Source organism: Bradyrhizobium sp. USDA 4502 (assembly GCF_054063355.1).
This window is the reverse complement of the sequence record NZ_JBSSGF010000001.1, coordinates 2,461,569-2,477,766: the sequence shown is the minus strand read 5'-3', so window position 1 is coordinate 2,477,766 and position 16,198 is coordinate 2,461,569. Positions and strand designations below refer to the sequence as shown.

15 protein-coding genes and 3 pseudogenes are annotated in these 16,198 nt (G+C 64.9%); 6 read left to right on the top strand and 12 right to left on the bottom strand.

All coding sequences use genetic code 11. From position 1 onward, the window contains the following. Positions 1-21 precede the first annotated feature (21 nt). The 3 genes from ACVW1B_RS11130 to ACVW1B_RS11120 form a co-directional block, all read right to left on the bottom strand. Positions 22-390: an ArsC family reductase gene (locus tag ACVW1B_RS11130; RefSeq protein ID WP_085967190.1), complete on the bottom strand. Its 369-nt coding sequence runs from the start codon at positions 388-390 to the stop codon at positions 22-24. 99 nt (positions 391-489) lie between these two features. Then, a complete protein-coding gene (locus ACVW1B_RS11125) occupies positions 490-999 on the bottom strand; it encodes a cytochrome P460 family protein (RefSeq protein ID WP_456780683.1) in 510 nt (169 codons plus the stop codon). Positions 1,000-1,019: 20 nt separating this feature from the next. Further along, the gene (locus ACVW1B_RS11120) at positions 1,020-2,060 is read right to left on the bottom strand and encodes an alpha/beta fold hydrolase (protein WP_253608949.1); all 1,041 of its coding nucleotides are present in this window, start codon (positions 2,058-2,060) and stop codon (positions 1,020-1,022) included. A gap of 164 nt (positions 2,061-2,224) precedes the next feature. Here ACVW1B_RS11120 and ACVW1B_RS11115 point away from each other — a divergent pair, with 164 nt between their 5' ends. Then, positions 2,225-3,778: a winged helix-turn-helix domain-containing tetratricopeptide repeat protein gene (locus ACVW1B_RS11115; protein ID WP_253608950.1), complete on the top strand. Its 1,554-nt coding sequence runs from the start codon at positions 2,225-2,227 to the stop codon at positions 3,776-3,778. Between the two features lie 37 nt (positions 3,779-3,815). Here ACVW1B_RS11115 and ACVW1B_RS11110 read toward each other — a convergent pair whose 3' ends face one another. The 4 genes and pseudogenes from ACVW1B_RS11110 to ACVW1B_RS11095 form a co-directional block, all read right to left on the bottom strand. Continuing rightward, entirely contained in the window at positions 3,816-4,580 is a 765-nt protein-coding gene (locus ACVW1B_RS11110; RefSeq protein WP_253608951.1) for an SDR family NAD(P)-dependent oxidoreductase, read from the bottom strand. 553 nt (positions 4,581-5,133) lie between these two features. Further along, positions 5,134-5,511 (bottom strand): annotated as a pseudogene (locus tag ACVW1B_RS11105) ((R)-mandelonitrile lyase); the annotation flags it as partial. A 134-nt stretch (positions 5,512-5,645) separates the two neighbouring features. Further along, positions 5,646-6,432: pseudogene (locus ACVW1B_RS11100) on the bottom strand (carboxymuconolactone decarboxylase family protein). An 85-nt stretch (positions 6,433-6,517) separates the two neighbouring features. Then, positions 6,518-7,285 carry an SDR family NAD(P)-dependent oxidoreductase gene (locus ACVW1B_RS11095; RefSeq protein WP_253608952.1) on the bottom strand — a complete coding sequence of 256 codons (768 nt, stop codon included), beginning with the start codon at positions 7,283-7,285 and terminating at the stop codon, positions 6,518-6,520. Positions 7,286-7,523: 238 nt separating this feature from the next. On the opposite strand from ACVW1B_RS11095, the pseudogene ACVW1B_RS11090 reads away from it, so the two are divergent. Continuing rightward, a pseudogene (locus ACVW1B_RS11090) lies at positions 7,524-8,421 on the top strand (LysR family transcriptional regulator). Positions 8,422-8,578: 157 nt separating this feature from the next. Here ACVW1B_RS11090 and ACVW1B_RS11085 read toward each other — a convergent pair. Both ACVW1B_RS11085 and ACVW1B_RS11080 read right to left on the bottom strand, forming a co-directional pair. Beyond that, positions 8,579-9,223, bottom strand: a complete 645-nt coding sequence (locus ACVW1B_RS11085; RefSeq protein WP_253608954.1) for a glutathione S-transferase family protein — start codon at positions 9,221-9,223, stop codon at positions 8,579-8,581. Positions 9,224-9,637: 414 nt separating this feature from the next. Beyond that, complete coding sequence (locus ACVW1B_RS11080) at positions 9,638-10,966, bottom strand: dicarboxylate/amino acid:cation symporter (RefSeq protein WP_076831866.1); 1,329 nt, start codon at positions 10,964-10,966, stop codon at positions 9,638-9,640. A gap of 140 nt (positions 10,967-11,106) precedes the next feature. Here ACVW1B_RS11080 and ACVW1B_RS11075 point away from each other — a divergent pair, with 140 nt between their 5' ends. Beyond that, on the top strand, positions 11,107-11,265 hold the full coding sequence (locus ACVW1B_RS11075; RefSeq protein ID WP_456780686.1) for a DUF5993 family protein: 159 nt from the start codon (positions 11,107-11,109) through the stop codon (positions 11,263-11,265). A gap of 8 nt (positions 11,266-11,273) precedes the next feature. Next, on the top strand, positions 11,274-11,819 hold the full coding sequence (locus ACVW1B_RS11070) for a disulfide bond formation protein B (protein WP_253608955.1): 546 nt from the start codon (positions 11,274-11,276) through the stop codon (positions 11,817-11,819). Between the two features lie 5 nt (positions 11,820-11,824). Here ACVW1B_RS11070 and ACVW1B_RS11065 read toward each other — a convergent pair whose 3' ends face one another. Next, positions 11,825-12,529 carry a glutathione S-transferase family protein gene (locus ACVW1B_RS11065; protein WP_253608956.1) on the bottom strand — a complete coding sequence of 235 codons (705 nt, stop codon included), beginning with the start codon at positions 12,527-12,529 and terminating at the stop codon, positions 11,825-11,827. A 79-nt stretch (positions 12,530-12,608) separates the two neighbouring features. Between ACVW1B_RS11065 and ACVW1B_RS11060 the strand changes: the two genes are divergently transcribed. After that, entirely contained in the window at positions 12,609-13,490 is an 882-nt protein-coding gene (locus tag ACVW1B_RS11060; protein WP_253608957.1) for an SDR family oxidoreductase, read from the top strand. Positions 13,491-13,523: 33 nt separating this feature from the next. Here the strand turns inward: ACVW1B_RS11060 and ACVW1B_RS11055 are convergent, their stop codons facing one another. Both ACVW1B_RS11055 and ACVW1B_RS11050 read right to left on the bottom strand, forming a co-directional pair. Further along, positions 13,524-13,868 carry a Lin0512 family protein gene (locus tag ACVW1B_RS11055; protein WP_076831854.1) on the bottom strand — a complete coding sequence of 115 codons (345 nt, stop codon included), beginning with the start codon at positions 13,866-13,868 and terminating at the stop codon, positions 13,524-13,526. A 62-nt stretch (positions 13,869-13,930) separates the two neighbouring features. Beyond that, complete coding sequence (locus ACVW1B_RS11050) at positions 13,931-15,154, bottom strand: MFS transporter (RefSeq protein ID WP_253608958.1); 1,224 nt, start codon at positions 15,152-15,154, stop codon at positions 13,931-13,933. A 96-nt stretch (positions 15,155-15,250) separates the two neighbouring features. Between ACVW1B_RS11050 and ACVW1B_RS11045 the strand changes: the two genes are divergently transcribed. Further along, positions 15,251-16,192, top strand: a complete 942-nt coding sequence (locus ACVW1B_RS11045; RefSeq protein WP_253608959.1) for a LysR family transcriptional regulator — start codon at positions 15,251-15,253, stop codon at positions 16,190-16,192. Positions 16,193-16,198: the final 6 nt, after the last annotated feature.

The window sequence follows — 16,198 nt, the reverse complement described above, 5'->3', positions numbered from 1 at the left end:
CACGACATCGCTGGAAGCGCCTTAGCCCTTCTTGCGCGCCTTCGCCGGCACTTCCTTGGCGTAGATGTCCGGCTTGAAGCCGACCACGCGCTTGCCCCCGAGATCGAGCACCGGACGCTTGATCATCGAGGGTTGCTCGGCCATCAGCGCCAGCGCCTTGCGCTCGTTCAACCCTTCCTTGTCGGCATCGGGCAGCTTCTTGAAGGTCGTGCCGGCGCGATTGAGCAGCGTCTCCCAGCCGACCTCGTCGCTCCACTGCTTGAGCTTGTCCTTGGCGATCCCGGCGGTCTTGTAGTCGTGGAAGTCGTAGGCGACGCCGTGATCGTCGAGCCAGGCCCGCGCCTTCTTCATGGTGTCGCAGTTCTTGATGCCGTAGATGGTGATGGTCAAAGCCGTTCCCCGCATGCGATTGCGGCGGGGAAATTAGCCTCGCGGCAATCCCGGCGCCAGATCGGAGCCATCAGGTCTCCACACCGATATTGCCGGCGTTCAGTGCGCGTAGCACGTGAAGACGAAATCGTGATCGCTGGCGTGCGCCTCGTGGCAGGCAAAACACGTCTCGTGCTGGGCGGCATCGACCGGCTTGCCGTCGATGAAGCGGCCAAAGCCCCAGCCGCCGGTCGATGCATATTTGGCCGCGTCCTTGACCATGACCTGGACCGTGGTCGCCGGCCCCGTGATGAAGGCGCCGTTGAGGCCTGCAACCGGCTTGCGCTTCCAGGCCAGCTTGACCAGCACGGTGCCGTCGGGGAAACGCGCGGCGCCGTCCTGATAGGCCTTCACGGCGGTGGCGTTGCCGAGCACGCTGCGCAGTTCGTCGAGCCCGGTCTCCTCGCCGACCGCGATCAGCTTCCAGTCGCGATAGCCGTCGGGGATTTTCACGCCGAAGATCGGCGATGCCAGTGCGGCGTCATCGGCATGTCCGACGGCAAACGGCAATGACGCGCTGATGCAGGCTGCCGCGATCGCGGCAGCTGCCCATTTCAAAACCTGTCTCATGATCCTCGATCCGCTCCGTCTCAGACCTTGCTGACGTCGATGATGGCCTGGACGAAGGCCTGCGGCGCTTCCTGCGGCAGATTGTGGCCGATGCCGCCGGTCAGGAGCCGATGCTCGTAATGGCCGGAGAACTTCTTGGCATAGGCCGCGGGCTCCGGATGCGGCGCGCCGTTGGCATCGCCCTCCATCGTGATGGTCGGGATCGCGATGGCAGGCGCCTGCGCCAGCGTCTTCTCGAAGGCATCGTACTTCGCCTCGCCCTCCGCGAGACCTAACCGCCAGCGGTAATTGTGGATCACGATCTCGACGTGATCGGGGTTCTCGAACGCGGCTGCGCTGCGGTCGTAGGTGGCGTCGTCGAACTTCCACTGCGGCGAGGCAAGCTGCCAGATCAGCTTGTTGAAGTCGTGCCGGTTCTTGGCATAGCCCTCGCGGCCGCGCTCGGTCGCGAAGTAGAACTGGTACCACCATTGCAGCTCGGCCTTCGGCGGCAGCGGCATCTTGCCGGCCGCCTGGCTGCCGATCAGATAGCCGCTGACCGAGACCATCGCCTTGCAGCGCTCGGGCCAGAGCACCGCCATGATGTTGGCGGTGCGCGCACCCCAGTCGTAGCCGCCGAGCACGGCCTTTTCGATCTTCAGGACGTCCATCAGCGCGATGATGTCGGCGGCGACCGCGACCGGCTGGCCGCTGCGCTTGGTATCGCCCGAGAGGAAGCGCGTGGTGCCATAGCCGCGCAGATGCGGCACGATCACGCGGTAGCCGGCCTCGGCCAGCGCCGGCGCGACGTCGGCATAGCTGTGGATGTCGTAGGGCCAGCCGTGCAGCAGGATCACCGCGGGACCGGACGCAGGACCCATCTCGACATAACCTGTATCAAGCACGCCGGCATTGATCTGCTTGACGGGACCGATCGAGGTGTGGGCGCCAGCCTTTATCGCAGGCAGCGCCGGTTTGGACTGGGCCTGAGCCGAACCGATGAAGCCGAGCCTGGAGGCGGCAAGGATCCCGCCGGCGATGCCAAGGAAGCGGCGGCGCTGCTGATTGATGGACTGCGACATGGCGATCTCCTTAAGTCTGGTGTCGGAATTGAATATTGCAGAGACCGACCCCGTCCGCTTTCAGAGGACGTGGATTTGTCCTTCAGACCGTCGTGATTTTGGCTCCACGCCGCCTGTGCTAGGTTCCGCCACGCATTCAGCTGCCGGCCACCGGACCTTCCAATTTGACCTACTACTTCAATGACTTCACCCTCGATTCCGAACGCCGGGAACTGCGCCGTGGCGATGCTCTGGTGGCCGTCGAGCCGCAGGTCTTCGACCTCCTCGAATTCCTGATCCGCGCCCGCGATCGGGTGGTCAGCCGCGACGAGGTGCTGGCCGCCGTCTGGCACGGCCGGATCGTCTCGGAAGCGACGCTGAGCAGCCGGGTCAATGCGGCGCGGACGGCGATCGGCGACAATGGCGAGGAGCAGCGGCTGATCCGCACCCTGCCCCGCAAGGGTCTCCGCTTTGTCGGCGATGTCAGGGAGGACACCGCGCACGATCGTCCGGCTGCAGGCAATGCCAGCCCGCCGCGGCCGAGCGAGGGCCCGTCGATCGCGGTGCTGCCCTTCACCAATATGAGCGGCGATCCCGAGCAGGATTATTTCGCCGACGGCATCGCCGAGGACATCACCACCGCGCTCGCGCGTTGCAGCCGCCTCACGGTGATCGCGCGCAACTCCGCCTTCACCTACAAAGGCAAGGCGGTCGACATCCGCCAGGTCGGCCGCGATCTCGGCGTCGGCTATGTGCTCGAAGGCAGCGTCCGCCGCGGCGGCGATCGGTTGCGCATCACCGGGCAGTTGATCGACGCCAGCTCCGGCGCGCATCTGTGGGCCGACCGCTTCGACGGCGCGGCCGCCGACGTGTTCGACCTGCAGGACCGCATCACCGAGAACGTGGTCGGCGCGATCGAGCCGACCCTGCTCGTCGCGGAAGCCGAGCGGCTGCGGGCGGCGCCGCCGGACAGGCTCGACGCCTACGACCTGCTGCTGCGCGCCTACAGCCTGCGTTACGAGTTCACGCCCGAGAGCATGGAAGCCGCGCTCGATTGCCTCGACCAGGCGCTGGCGCTCGACCCCGCCTATGCGCCCGCGCTGGCGGCCTCCGCCTATTGTCATGCGATGCGCCATGTCCAGGGCTGGCTGAAGCCGAACGACGCCTACCGGGAGCGCGCGGTGGCGCAGGCCTGGCGCGCGGTCGAGCTCGCGCCCGGTGACCCGCAGGTGTTGTGGATGGCGGCGTTCGCGATCTGGAACATGGCCGACGAGATCGAGCCCGCGCGCGACCTGTTCGAGCGGTCGCTTGCGATCAATCCGAACTCGGCGATGGCGCTCGTGCTCGGCGGCTGGATCGAGGCGATGCGCGGCAATCAGAAAGCTGGCCGCGCCATGATCGAGCGCGCGCAACGGCTGAACCCGCGCGACCCGCGCGGCTGGTTCGCTGCCGCGGCGCTGGCGATCTGCGCGGTGCTCGACCGGAATTTCGCCGAAGCGGTGATGTGGGCCGACAAGGCGCTGGCGCAGAACCGCCGCTTCGCGGTGGCGCTGCGCGTCCTGATCGTGGCGCTGGTGAAGACCGGCGACACCGCACGCGCGGCCCAGATCGCGCGCGAACTGCTCAAGGTCGACCCGGAGTTCACGATCTCCGGCTTCCTGTCGCGGATCCCGTTCCCGGTGGAAGCGATGTCCGCGACTTATCGTGAAACCCTCACGGCGGCCGGCGTCCCGGACTGACGCCGCTCGGAGGACGCGACGATCATTCACCCGCTGGTTAGGCCAAAATACCTCCATCGACCACCAAGGCATGGCCGACCACAAAGCTTGCCGCCGAGCCGCATAACCATAGAACAGCCGCAGCGATTTCTTCAGGTTCGCCAAGGCGTCCGATCGGTTCGGCTGCTACGAACGCCTTGACGATCTCTGGATCGTTGTTCTTTGTAACCCGCTTCGCCATCGGAGTATTGCCGATAATGCCCGGGCAGACTGCGTTGATACGGATGCCCTTCCCGGCATAATCGAGTGCGGAGGCGCGGGTGAGACCTATCACCCCGAATTTGCTGGCGGAATAGGCGGCGCGCCCTTTGGAGCCCCTCATCCCGCCGATCGACGAGCAGTTGACGATTGCGCCGCTTCTTTGTGCGGTCATGTGGCGAAGCTCCGCCTTCATGCAGTTCCACACGCCGCGCAGATTGACATCGATGATGTTGTCAAACTCGGCATCTTCCGTTTCAACCAATGGCGCAGCATCGCAGTTTATGCCCGCATTGTTGAAAGCTGCATCGAGCTTCCCGTAAGTCTCGATCGCCTGCTCGATCATTGCGTTCACCTGGCCCCGATCCGTTACATCGCAGCCGATGGCAAGGACGTCATGACCCGCGGATCGCAGTTCCGCAGCGGCAGTTTCGAGCAACGCTGTGTTGCTGTCTGCAACGACCACGGACGCGCCTGCAACACCAAATGCCCTGGCTGTCGCCAGACCAATGCCACCAGCGGCGCCGGTAACAAGCGCAACCTTTCCTTCGAAGCTGTCTACCATTGCTGACCTTTCAAAATGCTGGATCTCGTCGAGCAGGCGACGCTGCTCAGAGTGACGGAATTGGCTTACTCAGCTTGCTCAGTGTCGTCACGCGCGCATGCGGGTGATCCAGTATTCCAGAGGCGCCGATTGTTGAGCCGAGAGGCCGCGGCGTACTGGGTCGCCCGGTCGAGTGCCGGGCGATGACAGGTGGAGGGGACAAGGCTCTCTCCACTTGTCGTCCCTGCCGAGTGCGCTATTGCGCACGGAGCAGGGACCCATATTCCGCGGCGGATGTTGTGGACGGGCCTCGTCGTTCTGGCATCGCTCGACGATGACCATCGGTGGTTATGGGTCCCTGCTTTCGCAGGGACGACGGTGAGGATGAGTCGCAATTCAAGATGCCACACCCCGCGGCGTCATCGCCCGGCCGGGCGACGACAACGGTGGGTGAGGACAAAGCTTCGCATCCTCTCAGAGTCCGTCCACAGTGTGCCTTCGGGAGCGACGCCAGGGCGTCCGCGCCACATCGGCGGAGGCGTCGATCATTTCGTCTTTGCGCTGAGCCCTCAACTCACCTTCGATACTGCTCATCGGAGACCTTCTCCATCCAATCCACGTTCTTGCCATTCACTGATTCCTGGATGGCGATATGCGTCATTGCGGTGGTAGGCGAAGCGCCGTGCCAGTGCTTCAGCCCGGGCGGAAACCACACGACGTCGCCTGGACGGACCTCCTTGACGGGCCCGCCCTCGCGCTGCACCCAGCCGAGCCCCGCCGTGATGATCAGCGTTTGCCCGAGCGGATGCGTGTGCCAGGCGGTCCGGGCGCCGGGCTCGAACGTGACTTGGCCGGCGCCGACGCGTGCGGGATCCGGAGCTTGGAACAGAGGATCGATGCGGACCGATCCGGTGAACCAGTCCGCAGACCCCTGGGCAGCGGGACGAGAGCCGTTTCGTTTGATGTCGATATCCATATCCGAACTCCTTCGCTGCACGTTCGAGGTTTCCGCGGTGGCGCTCGTCGCGGCGAATGCAGCAAACGCCGCGGTGGCGACGACGACTTGTCGACGTGAATACGTCATTGCTAGCGGGGCCTTTTCTCGATGACTTCCTTGACCACCGCTGCGGCCGAGAACGCGTTGGGCCAACCCGCATAGAAAGCAAGATGGCCGACGACCTCTCCGGCCGCCTCCTTTGTCAACCCGTTGTCCATCGCCCGGTTCAAATGATAGGTGACCTGGGCGACCTGGCCGCGTCGCGACCAAGGCGCTGACGGTGACCAGGCTCCTGTCCCGCGGCGCGAGTCCCGGCCTCAGCCAGAGGTCTCGGAACAGCACATCGGTCGTGTACTGCACGAGGCTGGGCGTGATCTGTCCGAATTGCTGCCCGACGCGCGTGGCACGCTGCGACTCCGCCGCCTCATCCAGGGGAAGTTGTGGTCCGGAAGCCGGCGGCAGTTGATCGGCTCCGATATTGCGACTCTTGAACACGTCCTTTGTTGCCGGAACGGCGTCGATGGCGTTGGCCCAGCCGGTATAGAATGCAAGATGCGTGATGATCTCCGAGATCTCGGCGGGCTTCACGCCGCTGTCGAGCGCGACATTGAGATAGTACGGCAGTTCGACCGTCTGATCGCGCGCGATCAGAGCGGCGACGGTAACGATGCTCCTGTCGCGCGCCGACAGTCCCGGGCGCTTCCACAGATCGCCGAGCACGACGCCTTTGGCATATTTTTCGAGGACGGGCGCGACGGCGCGAATGTCTTCTGACGTAGGCATGACCTTGGTTCCTTCCATCCTGGTCGCCGCCGTCCGGGCAGAGGTCTGTGCCACCAGGCAAAGCGTAATGGCGACCGTCGCGAGGGCTCTCATTAGGAACTCCTTCTTGTTGAACGTGACCCCGCCCGGCTGAATCCGCGCAAAATGCCTAAGATCGGCATACCCCACGGTATGGTCCTCAGTGCGCGGTGAAGCCGCCGTCGACCGGCAGGCCCACGCCGATGACAAAACTCGCGGCCGGACTGCATAGCCACAACACGGCGGCTGCGACCTCCTCGGCCCGGCCGAGGCGGCCGATTGGCTGCTGCTTCATGATTTCGGCCATCGCGTCGGCCTGGCCTTTGAGCATGTCGGCGACCATCGGCGTATCGATTGTGCCGGGGCAGACCGCGTTGATGCGGATACCGCGCGGGGCATATTCGACACCCGCGCTCTTGGTCATTCCGAGCACGGCGTGTTTGGTGCCGTGATAGGCTGCGCGTTGCGGGAGGCCGACGAGACCGCCCAAAGAAGAGCAATTGACGATCGCGCCGCTCCCTTGATCGCGCATCACGCGCAGCTGATGCTTCATGCAGGTCCAGACCCCGCGCTGGTTTACCGCGGTGACGCGCTCGAAATGCTCGATCGGCTCCTCGGCGGCGTCCGACGGCGGCACTTGGATGCCCGCGTTGTTGAACGCCATGTCGAGCCGTCCGTATTCTGCGACCGCGCGATCGACCATCGCCGCCACCTGCGCCTCGTCGGCGACGTCGCAGGCCAAGCCGATTGCGGTGCCGCCGTCTCGGATGATCCGCTCCGCCTCCTTCGCGGCGAGATCGCCGTCCAGGTCGGCCAGCACGACGGAGGCGCCGCTCTCGGCGAACATCCGCGCCGTTGCCAGTCCCATGCCCTTGGCGGCACCGGTGACCAGGGCCACCTGTCCTTTGAAATCATAGACGGGGTTCATTCAGCTCCTCATTTCATCTTGCAGGATCATTCGATCCGTTCGGTTGTCATGCCGGTTTCAGCGCCTCCGCTTCGAATGCCCCTCGGCCAGGACACCGGGCACGCCCGCTCTCGTGACGAGTGCCATCGAATGGCGCTCCCTGCCGCCGCGCGTCGCGCCGACCAGGCTGAACCTAGGTCTTTCGGACGTTAAAGATTAGGTGATAGAACCTGATTGGAATCATTAGTGGAGCTTATGAATGGACCGCGAGAACGCAGGCGACCTCCTCGCATTTCTGGCGGTCGCGAGGGAACGCAGCTTCACAGGCGCGGGAGCCAAGCTCGGCATTTCGCAATCCGCTCTCAGCCAGACCGTCCGCGGTCTGGAGGAACGGCTCGGGGTGAGGCTCCTCAACCGCACCACGCGAAGCGTTGCACCGACCCCGGCGGGAGAGCGCCTGCTCCGGAGCATCGGGCCGAAATTTGAGGAAATGGACGCCGAGCTGTCGGCCCTCGGCGAGCTGCGGGAGAAACCGGCCGGCAACATCCGGATCACGGCGACCGAACACGCCGCCGAAGCGATCCTGCTGCCCGCCCTGGCGAAGATCCTGCCGAATTACCCGGACATCAGCGTCGAAGTCATTGTCGACTACGGCCTCGCGAACATCGTTGCGCAGCGATACGACGCTGGCATCCGGCCCGGCGAACTGGTCGCGAAAGACATGATTGCCGTTCGAGTCGGACCGGATTTGCGGTCCGCGGTCGTGGGCGCTCCGTCATATTTTGCCAACCGAAAGAGGCCGCGCACGCCCCAGGATCTGACCAGCCACAACTGCCTGAACCTGCGCTTGCCGACCCATGGCGGGCTCTACGCTTGGGAATTCGAGAAGGACGGCCGCGCGCTCAACGTGCGGGTCGACGGCCAGCTCGTTTTCAATGGCGCAGGACCGCTCTTGCAAGCGGCGTTGAACGGCTTTGGCCTCGCATACCTGATGGAGCGTAACGTGCAGCCCTACGTCTCCGACGGACGGCTCGTTCGGGTGCTGTCGGATTTGGTGTCCTCCATTTTCCGGATACCACCTGTACTACCCTAGCCGTCGTCAATCTTCACCGGCATTCTCGCTGCTGGTTGACGCTCTTCGATATCGAGGGAAGTAGGCGGCACTTCTGCTTGTGGGCCTTCGGCGATCTCGCGAGATGACCGCTTTTCCGCCGCTGTGGGGGTTAAGCGGGGATCAGGCGCCAGCCGCTTATCAGTACACGGCCCAGGCAGTAGACTTGTAAGCGCGAAGCCACAGCCGGATTGAAGCGAGCATTACAATCCCGGTGATCTCGCCGCCCAAGCCTTGGTGGCCTGGCAGCTCTCCATCGCTCGGACGTAGGCAGGGCGTGCCGTCGTGCGGGCGAGATAGTCCCGCTCGGTAGGACCGGGGACGTAATTGCCGGTTCGCATGCCGAGCAGGAGGGCGTAGCTCACCGAGATATCGGCAGCGGTGAATCGGTCGCCGGCGAGATAGGGGCAATCCGCGAGGCGGCGGATAACCAACCCCAGCCGGCTCTCGAAGGTCTCGAATGCCCAACAAGTAACCCGGGCATCTCGCTCGGCTTCGGGCGCCAGTTGGCGACCGACAATGACGGCGTTCATCGGCCCGGCGAGCCCGGCCTCGCCCAGATGGAGAAATTGCAGATAGGACGCGAAGGCGGGATCGTCAGGGGCGACGGCAAGCGAACCTGAGCCGTGGCGGGCGAGCAGGTACTCAAGAATCGCGATCGATTCGACCATGATCGTCTCGCCGTCCTGCAGTACGGGAATGAAGCCGGCGGGATTGATGGCGAGGAAATCGCGATCAACCCCGCCGGCTGCGAGCAGATCGACCGGGCGCAGCCGATAAGCCAATCCCAATTCCTCGAGCAGCCAGACAACACGGAAGCCACGACCTTCGCCATAGACGGTGAGCATAGTTAAGCATTCCTGGATTGGGCTGGATGAACGAACTCGCAGAGGCAAGCCAGCGGCGCAACGGACGATCGATGACGCATCATACACTCAAGGCTTGGCGCATAGTTGTCATCCTACCGTGCGGGCGCTTCCACCTTACGAGTTCACGACCTGGGCTGCGGCCGCGAACAAGGCGCGTTCCCTCTCCCGCCTGCGACGTGGAAGCGTCGGTTGCAGAAGCCCGCAAATGCCATATGCGAAAGCCGTGGGACGAGCGGACGCCTGCGCAATTTCGGAATATTAGAAGAATATCCCTGAGTTGCCCGACGTGTCAAGTTGCTTGGTCGAACGCCGGCTGCCACCGGCAGCGTTGCATGGGGTTGTTTTCGATCTTTTGGCAGCGCCCCTGCGACGGCCCCATCACTTCATAGTGCTCTAGCCTGAGCCGCCCGGCTCGAGCGCCTCGCCGAGCTCGAGCGGATGCGCCATCGTCTCGTGCAGCGCTTGCTTGTCGAGCTCGCCTTCCGACAGGCTGATCACGACGCAGGCGACGCCGTTGCCGATCAGGTTGGTGAGCGCGCGGCACTCGCTCATGAACTTGTCGATGCCGACCAGGATCGCGATCGACTGGATCGGAATATCGGGCACGATCGACAGCGTTGCGGCGAGCGTGATGAAGCCGGCGCCGGTGACGCCGGACGCGCCCTTCGAGGTGATCATGGCGATGCCCAAAATGCCGAGCTCCTGCCAGATCGTCAGATGCGTGTTGGTGGCCTGCGCCAGGAACAGCGTCGCCAGCGTCATGTAGATGTTGGTGCCGTCGAGATTGAAGCTGTAGCCGGTCGGCACCACGAGGCCGACCACCGAGCGCGAGGCGCCGAGATGCTCCATCTTCTGGATCATCTGCGGCAGCACCGTCTCCGACGACGATGTGCCGAGCACGATCAGGAGCTCGTCCTTGATATAGGCGATGAAGCGGATGATCGAGAAGCCGGCGAGCCGTGCGATGGCGCCCAGCACGATCAGCACGAACAGGATGCTGGTGAGATAGAAGGTCGCGATCAGCGCCGCCAGATTCAACAGCGAGCCGAGGCCGTAGGCGCCGACCGTAAAGGCCATCGCGCCGAATGCGCCGAGCGGCGCGACGCGGACGATGATCCGGATGATGCCGAAGAACATCTTGGCGGCCGTGTCGATCGCGGACGCAATCGGCTCGCCGACCTTGCCCATGAGAGCGATGGCGAAGCCCGAGAGAATCGAGATCAGCAGCACCTGCAACAGGTCGCCACGCGCGACCGCGCCGAGATAGCTGTCCGGAATGATCGCCATCAGATGGGCAACGATGCCCTGCTCTTTGGCCTGCGTGACGTAATTGGAGACCGATTTCGGATCGATCGTGGAAGGATCGATGTTGAAGCCGTGGCCGGGCTGCAGCAGCTCGCCGACCAGAAGACCGACCGCAAGCGCCACCGTCGACACCGCCTCGAAATAGATCAGGGTCTTCAACCCGACCCGGCCGACGCGCTTGAGGTCGCCCATCGAGGAGATGCCGTGCACCACGGTGCAGAAGATGACCGGCGCGATCATCATCTTGATCAGCGCGATGAAGCCGTCGCCCAGCGGCTTCAATTCCTTGCCGAGATTCGGATAGAAATATCCGATCAGGACACCTGCCACGATCGCGATCAGCACCTGGACGTAGAGGATCTTGTACCAGGGCTGATGACGGGGATGGGCAACGGGCTTGATCGCGGCTGTGGTCATGAGGTGCCCCGGCTGGGATGAACTCAACTGGTGATGCCATCTTGGCGGAGCCGCGCGCAAGCGACAATGCCCATTCGTGGCGTCGCGAGCGCACACGAATCTGTCATAGACTGCGGCCGGCTCGCACCGGGAGGCTGGGAATGGAATTCACGGCATTGTTTCTCGCCATCACCATCGCCATGCTGGTGGCCTGGCGTGGCCCGCGGCCCGTCGCGATCGGCCTGTTCGCGGTGATCCTGATCGCCTGCGTCGCGACCTTGCTGCACCACGCCACCGACCGTCTCACCTTCTCGTTCTGAGGCCGGCCATGAACGACACGCAGGCCGTCACCCTCAATGCCGTCGCGCTCTATGGGCTGGCGCTGGTACTGGCCGCCGCCTTTGCCGCGCAGCTGCTGCTCCACGAGCTGCCCTGTCCGCTCTGTCTGTTGCAGCGCATCCTGTTCGCCCTGCTGGCGATCGGGCCGATCCTCAATATCCGCTTCGGGCCACGGCCGAGTCATTATGCGTTGTCGCTGCTGACGGCCACGGTCGGCGCCACGGTCTCGATCCGGCAGGTGCTGCTGCACATCCTCCCCGGCGACGCGGGTTACGGTTCGGCGCTGCTCGGCTATCATTATTATACGTGGGCGCTGATCGGATTCATCGCCGCGATCGTGCTACTCGCGGCGATGCTGCTGTTCGACCGCCAGTTCGAGCACCGCGGGGCGCCGGGCAGCTCGCCCGGCAGGTTCGCGCAAGCTGCGGTATGGCTGGTGGTCGGGCTGACGGCACTGAATGTGCTCTCCACCCTGCTCGAGTGCGGCTTTGCCGCCTGCGCCGACAATCCCGTCGTCTATGAGCTGCTGAAGTAGGTTGCTTAGGGACGCTTCGGAATATTCAATCCGCGCTCCACCGCCGGCCGCTTGAGACCGCGCTCCAGCCAGGCCGCGACCTGCGTGAACTGGTCGAATTCGACGAGCTCGCGCGCACCGTAGAAGCCGATCAGATTGCGCACCCAGCCGAGCATCGAGATGTCGGCGATGCTGTATTCATCGTCCATGAACCACTGCCGTCCGGCGAGATGCGTCTCCATCACGCCGAGCAGGCGCTTCGACTCGGCGATGTAGCGCTGCAGCGGCCGCTTGTCCTCGTAATCCTTGCCGGCGAATTTGTGGAAGAAGCCGACCTGGCCGAACATCGGTCCGATGCCGCCCATCTGGAAATGCACCCACTGGATGGCCTGATAGCGGCGCGCGACGTCCACCGGCAACAGCTTGCCGGTCTTGTCGGCGAGATATTGCAGGATAGCGCCGGATTCGAACAATGGCAGCGGCTTGCCGCCGGGGCCGTTGGGATCGAGGATCGCCGGAATCTTGCCGTTCGGGTTCAGCGACAGGAACTCCGTCGTCTTCTGGTCATCCTTGTTGAAGTCGACGAGGTGGACCTCGTAGGGCAGCCCGATCTCCTCGAGCATGATCGAGACCTTCACGCCGTTCGGCGTCGGCAGCGAATAGAGCTGCAGGCGGTCCGGATGCTGGGCGGGCCAGCGTTTTGTGATGGGAAAGGCAGACAAGTCGGTCATGTCGACATTCTTTTGCAGGGTTGTTGTTGGACGGCTAATGTACGGAGCTCAGTGAAAGCCGCAAGGTCTGCAACCGGCCATGAACGATCAACAGACGGGCGCAACGACAGGCGCAATGCTCGGCCTCTCCGACGACGAACTCGCAACGCACCCGACCGTGTTCGCCCCCGATGCGCTCGCCGGTCGGGTGGTCGTGGTGTCCGGCGGCGCCGGCGGCATCGGCAGCGCCATCGCATGGCTGTTCGCCCGGCTCGGCGCGCATGTCGTCGTCGCAGGCCGCAATGCCGGCAGGCTCGACGCACTGGTCGATCGTCTCGTCCATCGCGGGCTCAAGGCGTCCGCGCATGTCGCCGACATCAAGGATCCCGACGCGGTCGATGCAATGTTCGAGGCGCTGTGGACCGAGCACGGCCGTGTCGATCATCTCGTCAACAGCGCCGGCGGCCAGTTCCCGCACCCCGCGATCGACGTCTCGATCAAGGGCTGGAATGCGGTCATCAACACCAACCTCAACGGCACCTGGTACATGATGCAGGCCGCGGCGCAGCGCTGGCGCGACCGCAAGCATCCCGGCAGCATCGTCAACATCGTCGTGGTCACGACGCACGGCCTCTACGGCATTGCGCACTCGATCGCGGCACGCTCCGGTGTGATCGGCCTGTCGCGCGCACTCGCGGTCGAATGGGCGCCGCTGAACATCCGCATCAACTGCATCGCGCCCGGCGCGATCGAGACCGAGGGTTGGAACGTTTACAGCGAAGCGGCGCGCGCCGCCTACCCGCGCTCCAATCCGATGATGCGCCCGGGCACGCCCTGGGACATTGCGGAGGCAGCCGCCTACCTCGCCGCGCCCTCCGGCAAGTTCATCACCGGCGAGACGCTGACCGTCGACGGCGGCGGCCAGCATTGGGGCGAGACCTGGACGACCGGCAAGCCCGACTATTTCAGAGGCGGCGAATAACGCACGCATGGCGGTCGCCCTGACGCACTTGCGTCACTTGCCGTCGTCGAAGCTGACGATGACGGCGGCATTCGCGATCAGGATCGGGTCGTTGCCGAGATCGGACGGAATCTCGAGCCCGCCCGCGATCGCCTTCACGGTCTTGGTGCCATAGGGCAATTCCTTCGCGACCGCTTCGATATCGACATCTTCGGGATTCGGCACGGCGATCGTGACGTCGACGAACATGTCGTTGGCGGTCTTGCCGAGCATGCGGAAGAAGCCGAGGCTGGAATGGCGGATGGCGTCCGAGACGGCCCGCTTGGCGGCCTTGGTGGCGTCGCGGCCATGGACGTCGACGCCCATGCCCATTTCGGTGATACAGCGCACGCGTGTCATGAAGGTTCCTGTTGTCGTTGGCGTGAGAGACCTTCATTCCTTCGGCCCCTGCGCGCGCGGCGTCAAGCCGGGTCCCTCGCCTCGCTTACGCTGTTGTGATCGCCGCGCGCCAGCATCCACGCCGCGAGACCGGCAAGGATCGCCGCAGCCACCACCATGACGCAGGCCGCGCGCCAGCCCCATGCCGAGACCACAGCGCCGACCGCGATCGGACCGGTGACCTGGCCGAAATTGCTGCCCGTCATCAACAGGCCCATCATGACAGGCACCATCGCCGCCGATCGCGCCGCCGCGGGTGCGGTTGCCAGCAACGTCGCCGGGATCAGGCCGCCGATCGCGGAGAACAAAAGGCACAGCCAGAATGCGCCCCAGCCGCCGAGCACCGGCAGGAAGATTCCAAGCGCGGACGCGCCCATCACGAATGCCGCCACGGCGATCAGCAGGTTGCGGCTGACGCCGCGCGCAAGCAGATGACCGGCGGCGAGATTGCCGACGATGTTGCCGGCCGCGGCCAACGCACTGAGCCCGCCGGCGCCTTGGCTGGACACGCCGAGCCGCTCGGTCAGCAGGATCGGCAGGAAGCTGAACAGCGCAAAGAACATCAGGCTGTAGAGCGCAAACAGCACCATCAGAAGCGCCGGCGTGCGGCGCTGTGCCAGCGCGGTGGCTTCCTGCATCAGGCCGCTCCGCGCCGGGCCGGTCCGCGATGCCACTTCAGGCACAATGACGCCGGCGAGCACGAACAGCAGGGCGACAAAGGCAGCACTGGCCCACCAGATCGTGCGCCAGCCATCGAAGATCGGACCGGCGACCAGCGCCAGCGCGATCCCGAACGGCATCACGCAGCTCCACACCGCCATGGTGACGTCGCGCGCGCTGACATCGACGACACGATCCAGCAATGCAGGAGCCGCGACCATCACCAGCAGGAAGCCGAGCCCTTCCAGCAGGCGCGACGCCAATAGCACCGCTAACTGTGGCGCGAGCGCGCCCGAGGCTGCCCCCAGCGTGATGGCCGCGAGCCCGCACAGCAGCACCTTGCGAGCACCAACCGCGGCAATCACCACGCCCGCCGGCACGCTGCCGACAAGGCCGAGGACCGCAAAGATGCCGGCGATCGTTCCGACCGCGGCAAGGTCGATGCCGAGGCTCTGTTGCAGCATCGAGGCGGCAATCGGAACCTTGCCGACCTGCAGCGCCGCGCCGATCCCGCAACCGATCACGATGGCGACCGTGGCCCATCGCTTCGCCTCGGTCTGCTGCATCACGGCCGTCTCGATCGTCATGCGTCCACTCCGCCCTGGTCAGAGCACAGAGATAGCGTTTCCCGACCATCGACAGGAGTGATATGTTTTGCATCCGATTGATCGATTTCATAGATCATGCTCGACAACCTGACGCTCGATCAGATCCGCACCTTTGTCGCCATCGCCGAGCGCGGCAGCTTTCGCGCCGCCGCGGCCAAACTGGCGCGGGTGCAATCCGCGGTCAGCCATGCCATCGCCAACCTCGAAGCCGAACTCGGGCTGACGCTGTTCGACCGCTCCAGCCATCGCCCGGCGCTGACGGCCGAGGGCAAGGCACTGCTGGGCAACGCGCGCGACCTGCTGCTCCGTGTCGACGCGATGCGGGCGCGGGCACGCGGCCTGGGCGACGGGGTGGAATCGGAACTCTCGCTCGTCGTCGATACGCTGTTTCCGATCGCCGCCGTCGGCGCGGCGCTGACGGAAATGCGGGCGGCCTATCCGTCCGTCAGCGTGCGGCTCGCGGTCGAACCGATGGGCGGTCCGATCGCTGGCTTGACCGAACGGCGCAGCGCGCTCGCGGTTACGGTCAGCGAGGATTTTCGCGATCCCCGCCTCGCGCTCGATGCGATCTGCGCGGTGCAGATCGTCGCCGTTGCCTCCGCCGGCCATCCGCTCGCGCGCCGCGGCCGCAAGAGCGTGGCGGATCTCGCCGATCATCTGCAGATCGTGCTGTCGGATCCGACCCCGCTGTCGGAGGGCCGCAGCTTCGGCGTGCTCTCGCCGCAGATCTGCCGGGTGAGCAATCAGGACACTAAGCACGCCATGATCCTGGCCGGGCTCGGCTGGGGCCGGCTGCCGCTCTGGCAGGTGGCGCGCGACCTGAAGGAGCGCCGCCTGGTGCGGGTCGAAACCGGCGCGCTCGGCCGCAACGCCGCGCTTGCGATGGAGGCCTATCTCGCCCACCGGCTCGACGAACCGCTGGGACCTGCGGCACGTGCATTTGCCGATGCATTGACGCGGATCGCTGCGGGCACGCATGCGCCGAAGATCAGGGCGAAGACGGCGAAGAAACACTGAGCCGCA